The organism is Qipengyuania atrilutea, assembly GCF_013370205.1.
Lineage (GTDB): Bacteria > Pseudomonadota > Alphaproteobacteria > Sphingomonadales > Sphingomonadaceae > Actirhodobacter > Actirhodobacter atriluteus.
The window spans coordinates 636,444-655,324 of the sequence record NZ_JABWGV010000001.1 but is presented as its reverse complement, the minus strand read 5'-3'; the positions used below and the strand labels follow the sequence as shown (position 1 = coordinate 655,324).

The window sequence follows — 18,881 nt, the reverse complement described above, 5'->3', positions numbered from 1 at the left end:
TCAGTCCGCGAGGCGGACGAAACTGTCGATGACGCGTTTCAGCCCGACATCCTCGAACTCGATTTCGAGCTTGTTGCCTTCCTGATCCATCACCACGCCGCTACCGAACTTGTCGTGTACCACCTGCGCGCCGATCGCGATGTCTCCGCGTGGCTTCGCGGCGAAGCTCGCGGCACTTCGGCGGCTTTCCTGAATGCGCGGCTGCTTGGTCTCGTACCCGCTTTCGAGCGCACGCTGCCAGCCCGGGCCGCGCGCCGAGGAGCGGTCGGGCCGCGATGTGCTGACATGCGCGAAGGGATCGTCATTCTCTGACCAGTTCGCACGCCAGAGCGAGGCGCCCCCCGTCATCGTGGTTTCGCTTTCGACATGTTCGTCCGGCAACTCCTCGACGAAGCGCGAGGGTATTGAGCTAGTCCACTGGCCGTAGATGCGGCGGTTGGCAGCATGCAGGATCGTGCAGCGCCGCTTTGCGCGCGTGATCGCGACGTATGCGAGCCTGCGCTCTTCCTCGAGACTGGCGAGACCGCCTTCGTCGAGCGAACGCTGGCTCGGGAACACGCCTTCTTCCCAGCCGGGAAGAAAGACGTGATCGAACTCCAGTCCTTTCGCCCCGTGCATGGTCATGATCGTGACCTTCTCGTCGTCGTTCGCCGCGTCGCTGTCCATAACGAGGCTGACGTGTTCGAGGAAGTCGCCGAGCGTCTCGTACTCTTCCATCGCGCGGGCGAGTTCGGATAGGTTTTCGAGGCGTCCCGCGCTCTCGGCGGAGCGATCCTTTTGCAGCATGTCCTCGTAGCCGCTTTCGGTAACGACTTGCCGCAGGAGGTCTGCCGGTGTCAGCTTCTCCGCGTCCTCGCGCCATTTTGCGAAGTCGCGCAAGAGCGCAACGAGTGTGTTCTCCGCGCGCTTCGGCAACTCGTCGGTGTTCGCAAGGTCGAGCGACGCCGCGGTCAGCGGCAGATTCGCCCGCCGCGCATGCCGGCGCATCGCTTCCAGCGTCTTCGCCCCCAGTCCGCGTTTGGGCTGGTTGTAGATGCGCTCGAAAGCAAGGTCGTCCGCAGGCTGCGCGATCACCCTCAGATAAGCCAGAGCATCGCGGATTTCCGCGCGTTCGTAGAAACGGAAGCCGCCGATAATGCGGTAATCGATGCCAATCTGGATAAACCGGTCTTCAATTTCGCGGGTCTGGTACTGCGCGCGGACCAACACCGCGACCTCTTCCATGGAGGCGCCTTCGCGTTCGAGCCGCTCTATTTCCTCGCCGATCCGCCGCGCCTCTTCCGGTCCGTCCCACACGCCGATGACGCGCACCTTCTCGCCCTTCGGCAATTCGGTCCACAGCTTCTTGCCGAGGCGCTGACTGTTGGTGTCGATCAATCCGGATGCGGCCGCTAGAATTTGCGGTGTCGAGCGGTAGTTCTGCTCGAGCTTGATGACTTTTGCGCCTGGAAAATCCTTTTCGAAGCGTAGGATGTTCGCGACTTCGGCACCGCGCCAGCTGTAGATGGACTGGTCGTCGTCGCCCACCACGCAGATGTTCTTTCGGTGCTGGGCGAGCAGGCGAAGCCACAGATACTGGACCTGGTTGGTATCCTGATACTCGTCGACCAGAATATATTTGAAGCGCTGATGATACTGCTCCAGCACCTGCGGTTCGGTGCGGAAGATGTTCAGCATGTGCAGCATGAGATCGCCGAAGTCGCAGGCGTTCAGCGCGATCAGGCGCTCCTGATAAAGCTTGTAGAACTTCGCGCCGAGGCCGTTGGCGTAGGCCTCGTTCTCCGCCGCATCGAGATCGCCAGGATTCAGACCACGGTTCTTCCACCGGTCGATCAGACCGGCCAGTTGCCGCGCGGGCCAGCGCTTCTCGTCGAGATCGTTCGCGGTGATGAGCTGCTTCAGAAGGCGCAACTGGTCGTCCGTATCGATGATGGTGAAGTTGCTTTTGAGGCCCGCCAGTTCGGCATGGCGGCGCAGCATCTTCGCGCAGACGGAATGGAACGTGCCGAGCCACGGCATCCCTTCGACCGCGGGGCCGACATGACGTCCGACCCTTTCCCGCATTTCCCGCGCTGCCTTGTTGGTGAAGGTCACGCACAGGATCTCGCTCGGCCAAGCGCGGCGCATCGCGATCAGGTGAGCGAGGCGCGCGGTCAGTGCAGCGGTCTTTCCCGTTCCCGCTCCGGCGAGCATCAGAACAGGTCCTTCGCTGGTCAGCACAGCCTCGCGCTGCGGCGCGTTCAGCATCTGCGCGTAGGGCGGCACTTGCCCGTCGGGGGCGCGGGCTTCGGATTGGACGATATCGTTCATGGGGCAAGTGAACAGGTAGAGAACGCAAAACCGCAGTGCAAGGGCAGTTCGATGCGCTCTCGGAACCTACCTGCGCGACGAGGGTAGATTAACCATATGCTCGAAGGAGATTTATTATGAGAACACTACTTTTCGCCGGTTCCGCCGCCCTCGCAGTCATGTGTGCACCGAGTGCCGCGCTTGCCGATCATCATACGGAAACGCAGGACAATACCTCGATGCAGTCGGGGCAGATGAACAACATGGACAATATGTCCATGGAAATGAATGCGCAGCAACAGGCGATGTACGATAGTTGGCCCGCAGACCGTCAGACGACCTACGACGCATGGCCGGGCGAAATTCAGACGTACTATTTCACGCTCGACGATACACAGCGTGAAGCCTTCTGGATGCTCACGAATGACCAGCGTCAACGCGTCTATGCGCTTACGCCGACCCAGCGTACCGCCGCCTGGAACAGCATCATGACGCAGATGAACGCGATGAACAACGATACGGCCATGCCGGGTAATTCGGCTTCGTCGAACATGTCGAGCACGGCCCGCACGACTACCGCGAACAATTCGTCGGCCATGGGTTCGGGGAACATCCGCTTCGTGAGCAACCAGCGCGTGCAGAATACGCCGAACGATCAGGGTCCTCCTACTGGCGACGTACCGATCTGCTCTGAAGGTGAAGAAGATAACTGCATCAACGCTTGGGAAGCGGGCAGGCGTGGTCCGAATGTGACGCAGCCGCTCGGTTATTGGCCCGGAGAGACCGACAGCGATATGTAACCCTTTATTGAACTAGAGCGTAACGGCTCCGTCGCTTGGACGGGGCCGTTTTTTTGTGCATCGTCAGTTCGGTAGCCGGAGCAGGGTGAGCTTGGCTTTGCCGACATTGCGCTCGGCGACCGTTTCCAGCCCCGAAACCTCGACCTTTTCGTCGCGCGCGCATTCGAGGGCGATCCATGTTGAAGTGCCGATCCATCCGAGGCGCAGCAACCTGTCGAGCGCGACGCTACCAGCCCCCGTGCCATAAGGAGGGTCGAGCAGGATCAGGTCATGCGCCATCTTGCCCGGTGCGAGGTGCAGGACCGAGGCTTGCTCGACGCGGCATCGCGACCGAGCATCGAGGGACGCAATATTGTTGCGGATCGCCGCGACAGCGTCCGGGTCGCGTTCGACGAAAAGGCACTGCCTCGCACCGCGCGACAATGCTTCGAAACCGAGCGCGCCGGAACCGGCGAACAGATCCGCGACCGAAAGACCCTCGAAGTCGCCAAGCCTGCTCGCCAGCATGTTGAACAGCGTCTCTCGGGTTCGGTCTGCGGTCGGCCGTGTGTTATCGCCTTTCGGAACGGCGAGTTTTCTTCCCCGCCATTCGCCTGCGATGATCCGCAAACCGCTATGTTGAGCACGCGTCATGAGTGCCGCACTTCGCCCGAAAGCTGCTTGCGCAATCGCTCGACTTCGACCTGCTTCACTTCCGCCGCAGCACCGCGCGGTATATCACCGAGTTCGAACGCGCCATAGCGTACGCGCAGAAGCCGCGAAACTTCCAGTCCGAGATGTTCGAGCACGCGGCGCACCTCTCGATTCTTGCCCTCTGTAAGGGTCATCTCGATCCACTGATTGCGGCCTGTCCGCCTTTCCAGATTGGCGTCGATTTTTCCGTAGCGGACGCCGTCGATCGTAATACCCTCGATCAGCTGCTCCAGATCTGCCTGGCTGACTTCGCCGAAGGCGCGGGCGCGGTAGGTCCGCTCGATTTTGCTCGACGGCAGTTCGAGGGCGCGCTTCAGCTCGCCATCGTTCGTCAGGAGCAGTAGCCCCTCGGTATTGAAGTCGAGGCGCCCGACCGGCATCATCCGCGGCGTACCCTTCGGAAGCGCATTGCGCAGCGCGTCGTAGATGGTCGGCCGGCCGGAAAAGTCCCGTTCGGCCGTCAGCATTCCCGATGGCTTGTTGAAGATGAACAGGCGCGCGGCTTCGGCCTTGCCGACCGGATTGCCGTCGACGGTCACTCCGTTCAGATTCGGAATGATCGTAGCTGGCGTTGCGAGCACCTCGCCATCGATCGCAACGCGTCCCGCCTCGATCATCCGTTCGACTTCGCGCCGACTGGCGACGCCCGCACGGGCGAGAAGCTTGGCAATGCGGTGGCTTTTTGGGCGGGGATCTGAGCTCATGACGCCGCGTCTAGCCTTCGGATGGGCGAACGCCAAGCGGCCGGTTCATTGAGCGACGAGGAAGGTGTTGATCGTCAGCCGGCCACGCTCATGTGCGGAACTCGGGTCCGGCTCCTCAGGAATGATACCTGAATGCAGAGTGCGCCCGCGGTAGATTATCGCCCGGTCGACCTTCGCCTCGACCTCGCCAATCATTTCGAAGCGATCGCTGTCGCCGTAATGATAGGCTTGCGCGAGCGGACCGAACTCAGCTTCGTCCTGCGCGAGAGCGTGGTTGTACGGTGCGAGCCGTTCGGGCCGCATGGTCTCGAAACCGGTCCGGCGGTGGCGGTAAAATGCCGTTCCGCCGTCTTCTTCGCTGCCCAGATAGTGCAGCAAGGCAAGCACGCCGCCGCCTGGATCGTCGTAATGCGGCATGCGCTGCGCCGGTTGCAGTTCATCCGGGGCACGCGAGACGATCGAATAGGAACAGCTTTCCACCGCGAGGCTTCCGCGCATGGCGAAGGCTCGCCGGATGATTTCGGCAAGCAGGGGCAGGACGGGTTTAATGTAGCTCGCTGGCACCGGGCTGCGAATACCGGGATATCCCTTAACCGCCGCATATCCGGCCGCGCGGCCTGCAGCCCTCAGCTCGGCGGCCCGCCCGGTGAAGTCGTCTATCACGACAAGTGGCTGGCCCTCGCTGCCGAGCCGGCGCAGCGAAACACGCGGCCGGGTGATGGCATTCGTTTCAGCCATCGTGTTCGGAAATGATCGCCGTTAGCGTTTCGTGGAACCGCGCAATACCGCTTTCCAAGGTGCCGAGCGTCAGCTCGGACAAGGCTCCGCTCTCGAGCCCCTCCTGCCCCAACTCGGCAGCGCGAAAATCTTCGGAAGCGAAAACGCCGCCGTCGAGCAATTGCCAGCTGCGCTCCCAATGATCGCGCGCCTTGTCGTCCTTCGGCGCTTCGGGAATCAGCATGAAGTCCTCGATCAGCGTACGCCGGTGCGACCGCGGCCACAGCGTCATGACGTTGACGTAATCGGGGCTGGGGATGACGAGCGTCGCGGGAACGAGCTGATAGGCAAAGGTTATGCGGCGGCGCAGCGCACCCATGTTGTCGATCTCGCTCGCCACGCCTTCTCCAAGTCGGCCGACCGCAGAGCGCTGATGCGGACCGATCATGTCGCCTGCCGTCACGCCGTCCTTGAAGAACTTGCCGATCGTGTTCGCGTGGAGTCGGGTCACATGGTAGCTCTCGAGGAACGCGTCCATGACCAGCTTCCAGTTCGCCGAAACCTCGTGCGTTTTGCGGCGATAGAGGTAATGGCGGTCGAGACCGAAGGCGGCGAAATCCTCTGACAGTATCGCCGCGTCGGAAAAGTCCGCTTCGGGAGCCGGAGCGAACCATATCATTCCGCCCGCTTCAAAACTTTCAAGTTCCGCGAGCGGGTAGTGCGATTTGTCCATCTCCGGAAAGGTCTCGGGCCGGGGCAGGGCGAGCAGTCTGCCGTCGAGCGCGTAGGTCCATGCGTGATACGGACAGACCAGCCGTTTCGAACAGACCTTCTCATACCCTTCGACCAGCCGCGTCCCGCGGTGGCGGCAGACATTATGGAATACATGCGCTTTGCCCTCGGCATCGCGCGTGAGTAGGAGCGGTTTGCCGGAAAGGTCGTGCGGGATCGCCATGCCGCTTTCCGGTAATAGCGCGGACGGCGCGACGATTTGCGGCATCCGTGCGAACAGGGCTGCCTGCTCGCGGCGGAAATGCTCCGGATCGGTATAGAGCGAAGCGGGAAGCGACGAGCGTTGCGTCACCTCAGAAGCTTCGCCTCGCGCCACCGCTTCGGCCAGCGCAAGCTGCCCTTCGCTAGGGGTTCGTCCACAGCTCGCGGTGTCCGTCTCGTTCATCCTGCTTTCCCATTCTATTCTATACGGCTAGCTTAACCCGAAACGGGATCGATCTAAAGGACGAGCATTATATGGCAGATACTCCGGCGACCGGGGCTGAGCGGGAACGCAGCCTGGGGCAGTCGATCAAGCCTTATCTGGAAAAGGAATCGCTTGCGTCCTTCTTCCTCGGCGTTTCGTCCGGCTTTCCCTTCGCCCTCCTCGCGGCAACGCTCACTACGCGGCTATCGCAGGACGGGATCGACAAGTCGACGATTACCGCCTTCACGCTCGCTTTCCTCGTCTACAATCTGAAATTCCTGTGGGCGTGGGTGGTCGACGGAGTCAAAATTCCCGTTCTCACCCGGCTTCTTGGCCAGCGGGTGTCTTGGATGCTCGTCATCGGCGTCTTGGTCATGGCCGCGGTCGTAAACCTCGCTCTTGCCGATCCGACTGCGGATATCGTCTGGACCGCGACCTCGGCAGTGATCCTCGGCGTGGCCGGCGCTACGTTCGACATCATCATTGATGCCTACCGGATCGAGACGCTTAAGCCGTATCAGCTCGGCACCGGTTCGGGGATGAGCCAGTACGGCTGGCGCATCGGCGCAGCGGCAGCCGGTGCGCTGGCTCTCGTGGTGGCTGCTCGTTACGGATGGGAAGCGGGCTACATGGCGTGCGCCGTGTTCGCGCTTCCGGCCATGCTGACTGCGCTTATCATGGGCGAGCCGGCCCGGCGGCAGGTTGTTGCGGAGAAGCGCAGCATGGGCGAGATGTGGCAGTCGATCACCGGACCCTTTGCAGAGTTCTTCCGCCGCCACGGCGCGTGGCTGGTCCTGCTCTTCATCCTGGTTCACAAGATCGGGGACACGCTCGCCAACCTGACCTTCCGCCTGCTGTTCGACGATCTCGGCTACACCAACGACGAGATCGCTATCTACGACATCGGCGTCGGTTTCTGGGCGCTGATCATCGGTGTCTTCATCGGCGGCATCATCTATGCGAAGCTCGGTCTGAAGCGTTCCGTCCTGATCGCGCTGATCCTGATGGCGATCTCCAACCTCAGCTTCGCGGCCCTGGCCGCCGTAGGCAAGAGCAATATCGGCATGGCCGCGGCCATCGGGTTCGAGAATTTTGCGAGCGGCTATGGAGGCGTCGTCGTCGTCGCTTATTTCTCGGCCCTGTGCGATCTGCGCTTCACGGCTGCGCAATATGCCCTCATCAGCGCGGGCGCGAGCATCGTCGGCCGCGTACTGACGGGTACGACGGCGGGCTCGCTCATCGAGAGCTTCGGTTATGTCAGCTTCTACCTGCTGACGACCGTCCTCGCGCTGCCCGGTATCGTGCTGTTCTGGTGGATGATGCGCACCGGCCTTGTCGATGCGGCGATGGGAACTGCAGGCGAAGTCGGCGAGGGCGATGCGCGGACCGATCCGCCGGTCTAGTCGGGCAATTCCTCGTTAAGCCGAAGGACGTCGCCGGCGAGGTAAAGGGAACCGGCGATGAGGACGGGTAGTCCGTCATCGGGCAACGAACCGAGCGCTGCAGCCACATCGATCGCTGCGCGCGCGTCGGCGCCGAACGCGTCCGCTGTGTGGCAATCGTAGCCGGGTACCGGGACGACGGTGATGCTCAACAGCGAACTTTTCATCGGTTCGATCAGGGCCGCCGGATCCTTGGCTTCGATCATCCCGGTTACGAGGTGAACACTCTGTCCCTCGAAGTAGCGGGCGAGTGCTTCGCCGGCGCTCCGGTTATGCCCGCCGTCGAGCCAGATTGCGCGGTCCCCGGTTAGCGGGCCGGGCGCGAGGCGCTGCAGCCGCGCGGGCCACCTGGCGCTTCGGATACCGGCTCCGTAAGCGCTCTCGGAAACGCTGACGTAATCCTGATGGCGCAGCATCGCTAAGGCGAGCGCGGCGTTCTCCGCCTGATGCGCGCCGGGCAGGGCGGGCAGGGGCAGGACGAGTTCGCCATGCCGGTCGGCGTAGTGGAGCGCGGTATCACTCGTGCTTGCCGACCAGTGACTGCCGCGCATTGCAAGGGGGGAGCCGTGCCTAGCTGCAGCCCGCTCGACTTCGAGTTCTGCGCCTTCCGGATAAGACAGCGTCACGAGCGACACGCCCCGCTTGGCGATACCGGCCTTCTCGAACGCGATCCGCGCCAGCTGCTCGTCCGGCACGCCTTCTTCCGGAGCAAGCAGGAAGCGCTCGTGATCCATGCCGAGCGCCGCGATCCCGGAGGCTGCCGGATGCTCTAGCACGTTGGTCGCATCGAACCGCCCGCCCAGACCGACCTCGATCACGCAGGCATCGGCGGGCTCGCGCGAAAACGCGAGGAAGCTAGCGGCGATCGTCACCTCGAAGAAGCTGGGCGCAAGTCCGTCTGCATGGTCGAGAACTTCCGCAAGCAGTTCGGCGAGCCGTTCGTCGGCGATCAGGCGACCGGCAATGCGGATGCGCTCGTTGTAGCGAACGAGATGCGGGCTGGTCGCGCAGTGAACCCGCTTTCCGTCCGCTTCCAGCATGGCGCGCAGGAATGCGCAGACCGAACCTTTGCCGTTCGTTCCGGCGACATGGAACACCGGCGGCAGCGACCGGTGGGGACCGCCGAGCCGCTTCAGTAACTCGCGAATAGTGTCGAGCCCGATCCGCCCCTGCGGCAACGATAGAGCCGCGAGCCGGTCTAACTGTTTTTGTACGTCCGGATTGTCGGACCGGCCGAAGTCGCGCATTGCGCGTCAGGCGGCTGCCTGCGGCTGCAGATATTCGAGCAGGTCGGACAGCGTTCCGCGCATGTCCTTCCGCTCGACGACCAGATCGACCATGCCGTGGCGGTAGAGATACTCGGCGCGCTGGAACCCGTCGGGTAGCTGCTCGCGGATCGTGTCCTGGATCACCCGCTGCCCGGCGAAGCCGATAAGCGCCCCCGGTTCGGCCATGTGTATATCGCCAAGCATCGCGTAGCTCGCCGTAACCCCGCCGGTCGTGGGGTCGGACAGAACGACAATGTAGGGTAGCCCGGCTTCCTTCAGCCGGCGCGTCATGACGGTCGCCTTGGGCATCTGCATGAGACTCAGGATACCCTCCTGCATCCGCGCGCCGCCTGCGGCCGTGACGACGATATACGCCGCGCGGCGGTCCAGCGCCTTCTGCGCGCCGTTGCAGAATGCCGCGCCGACAGCCATGCCCATCGATCCGCCCATGAAGCCGAAGTCCTGAACGCCGACCACCGCGGGCTTCCCCTCGATCGTGCCGCTGCCGACGGTGAAAGCATCGCGGTGCGGGTTCTTCGCGCGCGCCTGTTTCAACCGGTCGACGTAGCGCTTCGTGTCCTTGAACTTCAGCGGGTCCTCGGTGACCTGCGGTTGCGGCAGCACATCATATCCCTCGTCGAGCAGGATTTCTAGCCTGCGGTCCGCGCCGATCCGCCCGTGATGGCCGCAGTTCGGGCAGACCGAGAGGTTTTCCTCGTATTCCTTGACGAAGACCATGTCTTGGCAGTTCGGACATTTGATCCAGAGATTGTCGGGCGTGTCGCGCTTGCCGATGAAGGGCAGCGTGTTGCGGACGCGGGTGAACCAGTTCATGCGTTTTCTTCTTTCCGCGGCGCCCTTGCCGCCGAATGCACCGCCTTGGCAAGGCTTGCTGTGAGCGCTTTCAGATGTTCGGGCGCTTCCCGGCCGTGCTCGGCGACCAGTTCGACCAGTGCAGAGCCTACAACGACGCCGTCCGCGACCGCTGCGATCGCGCCAGCCTGTTCGGGCGTGCGCACGCCGAAGCCGACTGCGACCGGCAGATCGGTTGCTTTTTTTAGCCGTGCGACCGCATCCTCAATGCTCGCCTGCGCGGCCTGCTGCTTACCGGTGATCCCGGCAACCGAGACGTAGTAGAGGAAGCCCTCGCTGCCTTCGACGACCTGCGGCAAGCGGTTCGTATCGGTGGTCGGCGTGGCGAGGCGGATGGGGGCCACCCCGAAGGAGCGCAGCTCCGGTCCTAATGCCTCATCCTCCTCAGGGGGGATATCCACGCAGATTACACCATCAATTCCGGCCGCCGCGCATTGGCTTCCGAACCATTCCGGGCCGCGCCGGATCATAGGGTTGGCATATCCCATCAGCACCAACGGCACTTCCCTGTGACGCTCACGGAACTCGAATGCGATGGCGAAAACATCTTTGGTAGTAGTACCCGCGCCAAGCGAGCGGATGTTCGCGTTCTGGATCGCGGGCCCGTCCGCCATGGGATCGGTGAAGGGCATTCCAAGCTCGATCACATCGGCGCCGCCTGCGACCAGCGCATCGAGATTGGCCGCGGTGTCGCCATCGCCCGCAGTTAGGAAGCAGACGAGGGCCGGGTGGGGCTTTGCGAAGGCGTCGGAGAGGCGGGAGGATACGCTCATTGCGAGAAGCTAAGTCCTACAGGATGGAACACATGGAACACGGTATGGAGCGAAAACGAGGCGGGCTCAAATCGCCGGTAATACAGGGCTGTGGGAGATAGTCAGTCTCATGTTGGTCACCTGGCAGACATTCGTCGCTGTAGGACAGCTATCACCGCTGCATTTTTGCCAATGCATAGCCAACCAGACCGACACCTAGTATCTGGCAAACCAGCGCGGCGATACCGACCATCTCGATCGTCTGCGAAACTAGCCAATTTTGATGAAAATAGTTCATTGGCGCACCGCTACCGTAAGTGTTCGCGCCTTGTCGGTAGGCCTCGTTCATCCATTCGAGGACGGCGTTGGAGTAGAAGTACTCTCGTAGCAGCACGCCGAGGACAAGGAACGTTAGTCCGGTCCACCCGAACAGTCTCACATCTGCACTCCGAGCCGCTCCGCGACAGTGAAAATGTCCTTGTCGCCGCGTCCGCATAGGTTGGCGAGGATGACGCTGTCCTTCGGCATTTCCTTCGCGCGCTTCGCCACCGCCGCGATCGCATGGCTTGGCTCCAGCGCGGGAATGATGCCTTCGGTCCGGCAGAGGAGCTGAAACGCCTCCAACGCTTCTTCATCGGTGATCGCGGTGTATTCGACGCGGCCCGTGTCCTTCAGCCAGGCGTGTTCGGGGCCGATGCCGGGATAATCGAGGCCAGCGCTGATCGAGTGGCCCTCGGTGATCTGGCCGTCCTCGTCCTGCAAGAGATAGGTCTTGTTGCCGTGGAGCACCCCGGGAAAGCCGCCGAGTAGGCTTGCCGCGTGCTCGTCACCGTCGAGGCCGTGACCTGCCGCCTCGACGCCGAGCATCTTAACGTCGGGATCGTCGAGGAACGGGTGGAAAAGGCCGAGCGCATTCGAGCCACCGCCGATCGCCGCCACCAGCAGGTCGGGCAGGCGCCCGATGCGGTCCTGCATCTGCGCGCGAGCTTCATTGCCAATCACGCTCTGGAAATTGCGGACGAGCTCGGGATAGGGATGCGGACCGGCAGCCGTGCCGATGATGTAGAAGGTGTCGTGGACGTTCGCGACCCAGTCGCGCAGCCCCTCGTTCATCGCGTCTTTCAGCGTCCCGCGACCGCTCGTGACCGGCACGACTTCCGCGCCCAATAGCTTCATTCGGAACACGTTGGGCGACTGGCGGCGCACGTCTTCGGCGCCCATGTAGACCACGCAGGGCAGGCCGAAGCGCGCGCAGACAGTCGCAGTGGCGACGCCGTGCTGGCCCGCACCGGTTTCCGCGATGATGCGCGTCTTGCCCATGCGGATGGCGAGCAGGATCTGCCCGATGCAATTGTTGATCTTGTGCGCGCCGGTATGGTTGAGCTCGTCGCGCTTGAACCAGACCTGCGCGCCGCCGAGCGCCTCGGTCAGCCGCTCTGCGAAATAGAGCGGGGATGGGCGGCCGACGTAATGTTCGAGCAAATCGTCGAACTCGCGCTGGAACTCCGGATCGGCCTGCGCTTTCCGATATTCGCGTTCTAGGTCAAGTACCAGCGGCATTAGCGTTTCGGCGACGTAGCGCCCGCCGTAATCGCCGAAATGCCCGCGTTCGTCGGGCTGATTGCGAAAGCTGTTCGCTTTCGCGGGTGGCATCTGGCGGAAGGAATTGGGTTGTTCGGTCATGCCAGCGCCGCCTGACAGAAGGCGCGGATCAAGTCCATATCCTTGACGCCCGGCGCGCTCTCTACGCCCGACGAGGTATCGACGAGCGGCGCGCCGGTCTCTCGGATGGCCTTGGCGACATTGTCCGGCGTCAGCCCGCCCGCGAGCGCCCAGGGGATGCTGTGTTCGTGCTCGGCGAGCAGGTTCCAGTCGAACGCCTCGCCGTTGCCGCCGGGAAGGGCCTTGGCGGGTGCATCGAACAGCAGCCGGTCGACCTTACCGTCCCATTTGCGCGCGCGTTCGAGGGTCGCCTTCTCGCGCAGTCCGACGGCTTTCCAGACTTCGAGCTTCGCCTGATGCCGGACGAGGCTAACCCATTCGGGCGTTTCCTTGCCGTGGAACTGGACGATGTCCGGCTTGATCCGGTCGATCGCGGCACCGATCATGGCCGGCTCCGCATTCGCCGTCAGCAACACGACCTTTACCGAAGCGGGAACGCGCGCGCGCAGTTTTGCAGCTTCGTCCAGTTCGAGGTGCCGCGGGCTCGGCGGAAAATGGACAAGTCCGATGTGCGTCGCGCCGGCATCGACAGCGGCATCGACCGTTTCGGCTGTTGAGAGGCCGCAGATTTTTACGAGTGTCGTCATGACCGGCGCCGATAGGTCAAGCTGAGACCGGGCGAAAGAGCCAAGCCGATATGCGCCGCCCTGAATTTGACGGAGTGCCTTGAGCCTGCTAGTTATAAGTTATGGAAAATACTGATAAAACCACCAAAACGACTGATCCGTTTGCCAGTTTTCTCGAAAAGCGAACTTCGGGTGAGGTTGCGCTTCTGGCCTTTTTCGCAGGCATTATGCTGTTCGTATCCGGCATCGCTATCGGAACGGCGATCGCCGATCTCGGCTTTTGATACACCGGGCTAGAGCGTAGCTTCGATGTCCCGCGCCGCTTGTGCCGGATTGTCCGCGCGGCTGATCGGGCGGCCGATGACGAGCACGCTCGCGCCGTCGTCACGCGCCTTGCGGGGCGTAACCACGCGCTTCTGATCGCCCGCCGCACCTTCGGCTGGACGCAGACCGGGCACGACGAAGAAGCCCTTGCGCCACTGCTTGTGGACCGCCGCGACTTCGTGCCCCGAGCACACGATCCCGTCGAGGCCTGCCTGTTCGGCCAGTTCGGCCAGCCGCAGCACATGGTCGTGCGGCGAGCCTTTCACGCCGGTCCGTTCCAAATCGCGCTCGTCGAGGCTGGTGAGCATGGTGACGCCCACAACCTTGGTGTTCTCTCCCGCCGCTGCCTTCGCGTCTTCCATCATTGCGCGCCCGCCGCTTGCGTGGACGGTGACGATGGCAGGTTCGAGCGAGTTGATCGCCTGCATCGCGCCTGCAACCGTATTCGGAATATCGTGTAGCTTGAGGTCGAGGAAGATCGGCAAGCCGCAATGCGCGATCTCGCGCACGCCGTGCGCTCCGTGCGCGTAGAAGAACTCCATCCCTAGCTTGACCCCGCCGATGTGCGCCTTGACCTGCTGGAGCAGCGCCTTGCTCGCATCGAGTTGCGGCATATCGAGGGCGAGATAGACGGGATTGCTCATAGGGAATTATCGAACGGGCGGGGCCGGTCGTGATCGGCGCGAACTTCGGTCGCCGTGTCCGATTCGGCCGCGGTATGCGTGCGGCTATGCGGAGCCGCTTCGTCATGGGCGGCAGGAGCGAGGGCTGACGTACGCGCCGCTTCTTCAAGCGCGCGAATGCGGCGCGAGAGCCGCCATTTGACGCCCCGGTGATAGAGCCACATCGGAACCAGTCCGGCGAGGAAAGAAAGGATCACGATTGCGGGGAGGCGCGTGTCGACCACGATGCCTTCCCAGATCCGCACGGTCACGCCGGGCTCCCAGTTGGCCCAGCTGAAGAGCAGCAGCGCCGCGAGCAGCAGCAGCCAGAGGATCGTGCGGACTATCTGCATTGGCATTTTCTCCCTCTTTCCGCCGCTTTCGGGCCTCTAAGTCTTAATAGCTATCGCGAAGCAGGCTCCGCGTCCAGCGACACCGATTGGCTAGCGCGCTCAGCCGAACACACGCTCGAAGATCGTATCGACATGCTTGAAGTGATACTCGAGGTCGAACTTCTCTTCCAACTGCTGTTCGGAAAGCGCCGCAGTCACATCCGGATCCTGCTTCAGCAGATCGAGCAGCGTAAGCCTGCCGTCCGATTCCCACACCTTCATCGCATTGCGCTGGACGATGGCGTAGGCATCCTCGCGGCTGACGCCGGCCTGCGTCAACGCCAGCAGCACCCGCTGCGAATGGATGAGGCCGCCCATGCGGTCCATATTGGCCTGCATCCGCTCGGGATAGACGAGCAGTTTCTCCACCACGCCGGTGAGCCGAGCGAGCGCGAAATCTAGCGTTATCGTGGCGTCCGGCCCGATGAACCGCTCGACCGATGAGTGGGAGATGTCGCGCTCGTGCCACAGCGCCACGTTCTCTAGTGCGGGCAGAGCGTAAGCGCGGATCATGCGTGCCTGGCCCGTCAGGTTTTCGGTCAGGACCGGGTTGCGCTTATGCGGCATGGCGCTCGACCCCTTCTGGCCGGGCGAGAAATATTCCTCGGCTTCGAGAACTTCGGTGCGCTGCAAGTGGCGGATTTCGACCGCCAGCCGCTCGATCGAACCCGCGATGACGGCGAGGGTGGCGAAGAACATCGCGTGCCGGTCGCGCGGGATGACCTGCGTCGAAACCGGTTCAACGGTCAGACCCATCTTTTCGGCGACGTATTCCTCGACGCTCGGATCGATATTGGCGAAAGTTCCGACCGCGCCTGAGATAGCGCAGGTGGCGATTTCGGCGCGGGCTGCTTCGAGCCGGGCCTTGCAGCGATCGAACTCGGCGTAGGCCTGCGCGAGCTTAAGCCCGAAGGTCACAGGCTCGGCGTGGATGCCGTGGCTGCGCCCGATAGTGGGCGTAAATTTGTGCTCCTTCGCGCGCGCTTCGAGCGCGGTCAGCAGATTGTCGAGATCGTTCAGGAGAATATCGCTCGCGCGGGACAACTGGACGGCCAGCGTAGTGTCCAGCACGTCGCTCGACGTCATGCCCTGATGCATGAAGCGGGCCTGCTCGCCGACATTCTCCGCTACCCAGGTCAGGAACGCGATCACATCGTGCTTGGTCACCGCTTCGATTCTATCGATCGCCTCGACATCGATCTTCGGGTCGGTGGCCCACCAGTCCCACAGCGCCTTGCCTGCGCTCTCCGGGACGACGCCCAGTTCGCCCAGCTTGGTCGTCGCATGTGCCTCGATCTCGAACCAGATGCGGTAGCGCGCCTCCGGCTCCCAGATGGCGGACATTGCGGGGCGGGCGTAGCGGGGGACCATGAAGGAAGCTCCGGGATAAAGAATCGGCGAGGGCGGCAGTTGTTGCGGCGGGGGCTACTGTCCCGCTCTGGACCGCGCAAGAGCGCTGGCATGGCAAATTCAGTGGCTTGCCGGGGGGAGATCCTATGATAGGTTGCGGGCATACAACGGGGATAATTGTCATGATTTTAAGGGGTAAGCGCGCCGCGCTGATGGTTTGCAGCGGGATCGCCGCGATGAGCGCGGCAAGCGCGGTAGCGGGCGATGAAGTTATTTTTGCACCGGCACCGGACTGGGTCGAGCCTGTCGAGCTGACCCCGGACCTGCTCGAAAAGGGGCCGCCTCTGGTGCTGCTCGACAAGCAGGTGCGCTTCGACGAAGGGCTGGTCCATACCTTCAACGACGTCGCGATCGCGCTCGATACGCCCGATATGCTGACCAATGTCGGTACGCTGCAGGCGGGCTGGCTGCCCGACAAGGGCGACCTGACGGTGCACCGGGTTGAGCTTATCCGCGACGGCAAGGTCATCGACGTGCTCGAAGGGGGCGCGCGGTTCGATGTTCTTCGCCGCGAAGCCGCACTGGAGCGGCGCGAACTCAATGGCTTTCTGACCGCAACCATGACCCTGCCCGGCGCGCAGCTGGGCGATGTCGTTCGCATGGCGACGAGTGTCACGATCAGTGACCAGGCTCTCGGCGAGGAGGTGCAGTTTGCCGATCTCCTGCCCTCGGGCAAGGATATGGTGCGCCAGGCGCGCATGAAGGCGATGTGGCCGCAGGACTTGCCGCTGACGCTGGCGACGTTCCGGACCGACATCAGCGCAGAGGCGCAGACGGTTGATGGAATGAAGGTCTGGGAAGCAAAGCTTCCGATCGAAGAGCCCGACGACATGCCGGGCGATGCGCCACTGCGTTACCTGATGCCGCCGCAGGTGCAGATGACCACCTTCGCCGACTGGAAAGAGGTGTCGTCGGTGATGGCGCAGCACTACCGGACCGAAGGTACGATCGCAGCGAATGACGGTCTCAAGAGTGTCGTCGAGCGCATCGCGCGTGAGAACAAGGGCGAGAAGGCACGCGCTGCGGCGGCGCTTCGGATTGTGCAGGACGATATCAGCTATCTCGCGAACGGCATGAACGGCGGCAATTACCTGCCGCAGTCGCCCGCCGAAACCTGGGAACAGCGGTTCGGCGATTGCAAGGCGAAGTCGGTCCTGCTGACGGCGATGCTGCGCGAACTCGGCATCGAGAGCGACGTGGTGCTCGTGGCCAGCCAGGGCGGCGACGTGCTGCCGGAAGTTGCCCCGCGGCCCGGCGGCTTCGACCATATGATCGTGCGGGCGGTCATGGACGGCACGAACTACTGGCTCGACGGCACGAACAGCGGAACGCGCCTCGGCAATCTCTCGGACGTGCCGCAGTTCTTCTACGCTCTGCCGCTGACCGAGGGCGGCAGCGAGCTTGTTGCGCTCGACACGAGACCGCTCGAAAAGCCCAATCGCACGGCCGAGGTGACGATCGACAGCACTGCGGGACTGCAAGTGCCGGCGCTTTACGAAATCGATTTGAGCTTCAACGGGCCGACCGCTTCGCAGTGGCGCGGGATCATCCAGCAGGCGACGCCCGATCAGCTCGAATCGATGATCCAGAACACCGTGAACGGCATTCTCGGCGAGACTTATGTGGTCGATCAAAGCGCCAGCTACGACGAAGAAGCGGGAACCGTCGTCCTCAAGGCAAACGGCATCATGACGACGCCGTGGTCTAAGGACCGGGGGCGGTTCGAACTGACACCGCCGGCACAGGTCGCGAACGACCTCGCGTTCGATGCCGACCGTGCGCGCGCGAAATGGCGCGACGTTCCCCTGCGTCTGAACGGGCCGCTTTACTGGACGAGCGATGTCGAGATCCTGCTTCCGAAGGGCGGCTCGGGCTACGAGCTCCTCGGCGAGGAGGAAATGGATGCTGAAATCGGCGAGGTAGCAGTTTCTTCCGACGCTACGCTCAAAGGGAACAGCTTCTTGCTGCAGCAGTCCATGCGCACGCTTGGATCGGAGCTTCCGGCAGCCGACATACCCGAAGCGAAACGCAGCCTGACCGCGCACTTACGCAAGCTGCCCGAACTGCGCGCTCCCGAAGATGTCCGCGAAGCGTGGCAGTACAAAGGCAAGGACCGCGCGTTGCTCGCAAAACACGATGCCGCCTACGCTCAGATGATTGCCGACGCCGAGAATGACGAAGCCCTGCCGTGGAGCAACCGCGCCAACTACCGCGCCGGGATCGGCGACTTCGAAGGTGCCGCGGCAGACTACAGCAAGGCGATCGAGATCGAACCGAACGCTTGGCTTTACAGCCAGCGCGCCGCAGCGCGTCTTCAGGCGGGGGATATAGCGGCCTCGCTCGAAGACCAACGGGCAGTCGAGAATATCGAGAACAACGGGAATACCTATTTCCAGCAGGTCGAACTGCTCGGTCAGCTTGGGAAAACCGACGAAGCCGAGATTGCGGTAGAAAACTACCGCGACCTGGCTGAGAAGCCCTATCTCGCGCAGCAGCTCGAAGCGGAATATCTGGGCTGGTCGAAGCAGGCGGACGCGGGGCTCGACCTCATGCAGAGCCTCGTGACGTCGCGGCCGGGTGATCCGGCGCTGCTGAACGGGGTGTGCTGGTTCGCGGGCAAATGGAACCGGATGGACGAAACGGTGCTGGAAACCTGTACCGAAGCAATCCTGAAGTCGGATTACGCCCCCGGCGTTCTCGATAGCCGCGGGCTCGCCTATTACCGGCTCGGCCAGTACGACAAGGCGCTGAGCGATTTCGATGCCGCCCTGGCGAACGATCAGGACCTGCCGGAATCGCGTTACATGCGCGGCATTACCTTGCTTGCGAAGGGTGACGATGCGGGGCGCGGGGACATCGAACGTGCGCTCGCGCAGCGCCCGGCCTTGCGAGCGCAATACGCCGCCTGGGGGATAACGGCACCGAAGTGAGATGAGGGGGCAGGAACCGGCGGCAGGCTTGTTGACTTGGCAGTGCCCCCCTTCTAAGGGGGCCGCGCCCCTTGCGGGCTGAACTTTGCCCATGCCGCCGATTTTTCCGCATTAGGCTTTTGCTGGCAGCAGCGTAGCC

General features: G+C 62.9%; 18 protein-coding genes. 4 read left to right on the top strand and 14 right to left on the bottom strand.

Features of this window, described 5'->3' with window-relative positions:
- Positions 1-2,310: an ATP-dependent helicase gene (locus HUV48_RS03215; protein ID WP_176266313.1), complete on the bottom strand. Its 2,310-nt coding sequence runs from the start codon at positions 2,308-2,310 to the stop codon at positions 1-3.
- A gap of 116 nt (positions 2,311-2,426) precedes the next feature.
- Here HUV48_RS03215 and HUV48_RS03210 point away from each other — a divergent pair, with 116 nt between their 5' ends.
- Positions 2,427-3,089, top strand: coding sequence for a hypothetical protein (locus HUV48_RS03210; RefSeq protein ID WP_176266312.1), 663 nt, complete (start codon positions 2,427-2,429; stop codon positions 3,087-3,089).
- 63 nt (positions 3,090-3,152) lie between these two features.
- Here HUV48_RS03210 and rsmD read toward each other — a convergent pair whose 3' ends face one another.
- From rsmD to HUV48_RS03190, 4 genes are read right to left on the bottom strand one after another with little or no spacing between them, the layout of a single operon-like run.
- Entirely contained in the window at positions 3,153-3,722 is a 570-nt protein-coding gene (rsmD, locus tag HUV48_RS03205; RefSeq protein WP_225871488.1) for a 16S rRNA (guanine(966)-N(2))-methyltransferase RsmD, read from the bottom strand.
- Positions 3,719-4,486, bottom strand: a complete 768-nt coding sequence (locus HUV48_RS03200; protein ID WP_176266311.1) for a pseudouridine synthase — start codon at positions 4,484-4,486, stop codon at positions 3,719-3,721. Before HUV48_RS03200 ends, rsmD begins: the two co-directional genes overlap by 4 nt.
- A gap of 45 nt (positions 4,487-4,531) precedes the next feature.
- Positions 4,532-5,224 (bottom strand): DUF6445 family protein, encoded by a 693-nt coding sequence (locus HUV48_RS03195; RefSeq protein ID WP_176266310.1) that lies wholly within the window; start codon positions 5,222-5,224, stop codon positions 4,532-4,534.
- Complete coding sequence (locus tag HUV48_RS03190) at positions 5,217-6,380, bottom strand: aromatic ring-hydroxylating oxygenase subunit alpha (RefSeq protein ID WP_176266309.1); 1,164 nt, start codon at positions 6,378-6,380, stop codon at positions 5,217-5,219. Before HUV48_RS03190 ends, HUV48_RS03195 begins: the two co-directional genes overlap by 8 nt.
- A 71-nt stretch (positions 6,381-6,451) precedes the next feature.
- On the opposite strand from HUV48_RS03190, the gene HUV48_RS03185 reads away from it, so the two are divergent.
- A complete protein-coding gene (locus tag HUV48_RS03185; RefSeq protein ID WP_176266308.1) occupies positions 6,452-7,804 on the top strand; it encodes an AmpG family muropeptide MFS transporter in 1,353 nt (450 codons plus the stop codon).
- Here the strand turns inward: HUV48_RS03185 and HUV48_RS03180 are convergent.
- The 6 genes from HUV48_RS03180 to HUV48_RS03155 all read right to left on the bottom strand — a co-directional run bounded on the left by HUV48_RS03180 (position 7,801) and on the right by HUV48_RS03155 (position 13,045).
- Complete coding sequence (locus tag HUV48_RS03180; RefSeq protein ID WP_176266307.1) at positions 7,801-9,090, bottom strand: bifunctional folylpolyglutamate synthase/dihydrofolate synthase; 1,290 nt, start codon at positions 9,088-9,090, stop codon at positions 7,801-7,803. The two genes, HUV48_RS03185 and HUV48_RS03180, sit on opposite strands and share 4 nt — an antisense overlap.
- Positions 9,091-9,096: 6 nt before the next feature.
- Complete coding sequence (accD, locus tag HUV48_RS03175) at positions 9,097-9,945, bottom strand: acetyl-CoA carboxylase, carboxyltransferase subunit beta (RefSeq protein WP_176266306.1); 849 nt, start codon at positions 9,943-9,945, stop codon at positions 9,097-9,099.
- Positions 9,942-10,757 (bottom strand): tryptophan synthase subunit alpha, encoded by an 816-nt coding sequence (gene trpA, locus HUV48_RS03170; protein ID WP_176266305.1) that lies wholly within the window; start codon positions 10,755-10,757, stop codon positions 9,942-9,944. Before trpA ends, accD begins: the two co-directional genes overlap by 4 nt.
- 151 nt (positions 10,758-10,908) lie before the next feature.
- Positions 10,909-11,175, bottom strand: a complete 267-nt coding sequence (locus HUV48_RS03165; protein WP_176266304.1) for a hypothetical protein — start codon at positions 11,173-11,175, stop codon at positions 10,909-10,911.
- A complete protein-coding gene (gene trpB, locus HUV48_RS03160; protein ID WP_225871487.1) occupies positions 11,172-12,419 on the bottom strand; it encodes a tryptophan synthase subunit beta in 1,248 nt (415 codons plus the stop codon). The genes HUV48_RS03165 and trpB overlap by 4 nt, the downstream gene beginning before the upstream one ends.
- The gene (locus HUV48_RS03155; RefSeq protein WP_176266303.1) at positions 12,416-13,045 is read right to left on the bottom strand and encodes a phosphoribosylanthranilate isomerase; all 630 of its coding nucleotides are present in this window, start codon (positions 13,043-13,045) and stop codon (positions 12,416-12,418) included. Before HUV48_RS03155 ends, trpB begins: the two co-directional genes overlap by 4 nt.
- Positions 13,046-13,146: 101 nt before the next feature.
- Here HUV48_RS03155 and HUV48_RS03150 point away from each other — a divergent pair, with 101 nt between their 5' ends.
- The gene (locus HUV48_RS03150; RefSeq protein ID WP_176266302.1) at positions 13,147-13,308 is read left to right on the top strand and encodes a hypothetical protein; all 162 of its coding nucleotides are present in this window, start codon (positions 13,147-13,149) and stop codon (positions 13,306-13,308) included.
- A 9-nt stretch (positions 13,309-13,317) separates the two neighbouring features.
- Here HUV48_RS03150 and pyrF read toward each other — a convergent pair whose 3' ends face one another.
- From pyrF to purB, 3 genes are all read right to left on the bottom strand, one after another.
- Positions 13,318-13,992, bottom strand: coding sequence for an orotidine-5'-phosphate decarboxylase (gene pyrF, locus HUV48_RS03145; protein ID WP_176266301.1), 675 nt, complete (start codon positions 13,990-13,992; stop codon positions 13,318-13,320).
- Entirely contained in the window at positions 13,989-14,369 is a 381-nt protein-coding gene (locus HUV48_RS03140) for a LapA family protein (RefSeq protein WP_176266300.1), read from the bottom strand. The genes pyrF and HUV48_RS03140 overlap by 4 nt, the downstream gene beginning before the upstream one ends.
- A gap of 93 nt (positions 14,370-14,462) precedes the next feature.
- The gene (gene purB / locus HUV48_RS03135) at positions 14,463-15,773 is read right to left on the bottom strand and encodes an adenylosuccinate lyase (protein ID WP_176266299.1); all 1,311 of its coding nucleotides are present in this window, start codon (positions 15,771-15,773) and stop codon (positions 14,463-14,465) included.
- Positions 15,774-15,934: 161 nt separating this feature from the next.
- Here purB and HUV48_RS03130 point away from each other — a divergent pair, with 161 nt between their 5' ends.
- On the top strand, positions 15,935-18,742 hold the full coding sequence (locus tag HUV48_RS03130) for a tetratricopeptide repeat protein (protein WP_176266298.1): 2,808 nt from the start codon (positions 15,935-15,937) through the stop codon (positions 18,740-18,742).
- The last annotated feature ends 139 nt before the right edge of the window (positions 18,743-18,881 follow it).

What these genes read in the sequence shown, in the direction of transcription:
- HUV48_RS03215 (WP_176266313.1), bottom strand. Translation starts at nt 2,310, where the DNA reads ATGAACGATATCGTCCAATCCGAAGCCCGCGCCCCCGACGGGCAAGTG.
- HUV48_RS03210 (WP_176266312.1), top strand. Translation starts at nt 2,427, where the DNA reads ATGAGAACACTACTTTTCGCCGGTTCCGCCGCCCTCGCAGTCATGTGT.
- rsmD (WP_225871488.1), bottom strand. Translation starts at nt 3,722, where the DNA reads ATGACGCGTGCTCAACATAGCGGTTTGCGGATCATCGCAGGCGAATGG.
- HUV48_RS03200 (WP_176266311.1), bottom strand. Translation starts at nt 4,486, where the DNA reads ATGAGCTCAGATCCCCGCCCAAAAAGCCACCGCATTGCCAAGCTTCTC.
- HUV48_RS03195 (WP_176266310.1), bottom strand. Translation starts at nt 5,224, where the DNA reads ATGGCTGAAACGAATGCCATCACCCGGCCGCGTGTTTCGCTGCGCCGG.
- HUV48_RS03190 (WP_176266309.1), bottom strand. Translation starts at nt 6,380, where the DNA reads ATGAACGAGACGGACACCGCGAGCTGTGGACGAACCCCTAGCGAAGGG.
- HUV48_RS03185 (WP_176266308.1), top strand. Translation starts at nt 6,452, where the DNA reads ATGGCAGATACTCCGGCGACCGGGGCTGAGCGGGAACGCAGCCTGGGG.
- HUV48_RS03180 (WP_176266307.1), bottom strand. Translation starts at nt 9,090, where the DNA reads ATGCGCGACTTCGGCCGGTCCGACAATCCGGACGTACAAAAACAGTTA.
- accD (WP_176266306.1), bottom strand. Translation starts at nt 9,945, where the DNA reads ATGAACTGGTTCACCCGCGTCCGCAACACGCTGCCCTTCATCGGCAAG.
- trpA (WP_176266305.1), bottom strand. Translation starts at nt 10,757, where the DNA reads ATGAGCGTATCCTCCCGCCTCTCCGACGCCTTCGCAAAGCCCCACCCG.
- trpB (WP_225871487.1), bottom strand. Translation starts at nt 12,419, where the DNA reads ATGACCGAACAACCCAATTCCTTCCGCCAGATGCCACCCGCGAAAGCG.
- HUV48_RS03155 (WP_176266303.1), bottom strand. Translation starts at nt 13,045, where the DNA reads ATGACGACACTCGTAAAAATCTGCGGCCTCTCAACAGCCGAAACGGTC.
- HUV48_RS03150 (WP_176266302.1), top strand. Translation starts at nt 13,147, where the DNA reads ATGGAAAATACTGATAAAACCACCAAAACGACTGATCCGTTTGCCAGT.
- pyrF (WP_176266301.1), bottom strand. Translation starts at nt 13,992, where the DNA reads ATGAGCAATCCCGTCTATCTCGCCCTCGATATGCCGCAACTCGATGCG.
- HUV48_RS03140 (WP_176266300.1), bottom strand. Translation starts at nt 14,369, where the DNA reads ATGCCAATGCAGATAGTCCGCACGATCCTCTGGCTGCTGCTGCTCGCG.
- purB (WP_176266299.1), bottom strand. Translation starts at nt 15,773, where the DNA reads ATGGTCCCCCGCTACGCCCGCCCCGCAATGTCCGCCATCTGGGAGCCG.
- HUV48_RS03130 (WP_176266298.1), top strand. Translation starts at nt 15,935, where the DNA reads ATGATTTTAAGGGGTAAGCGCGCCGCGCTGATGGTTTGCAGCGGGATC.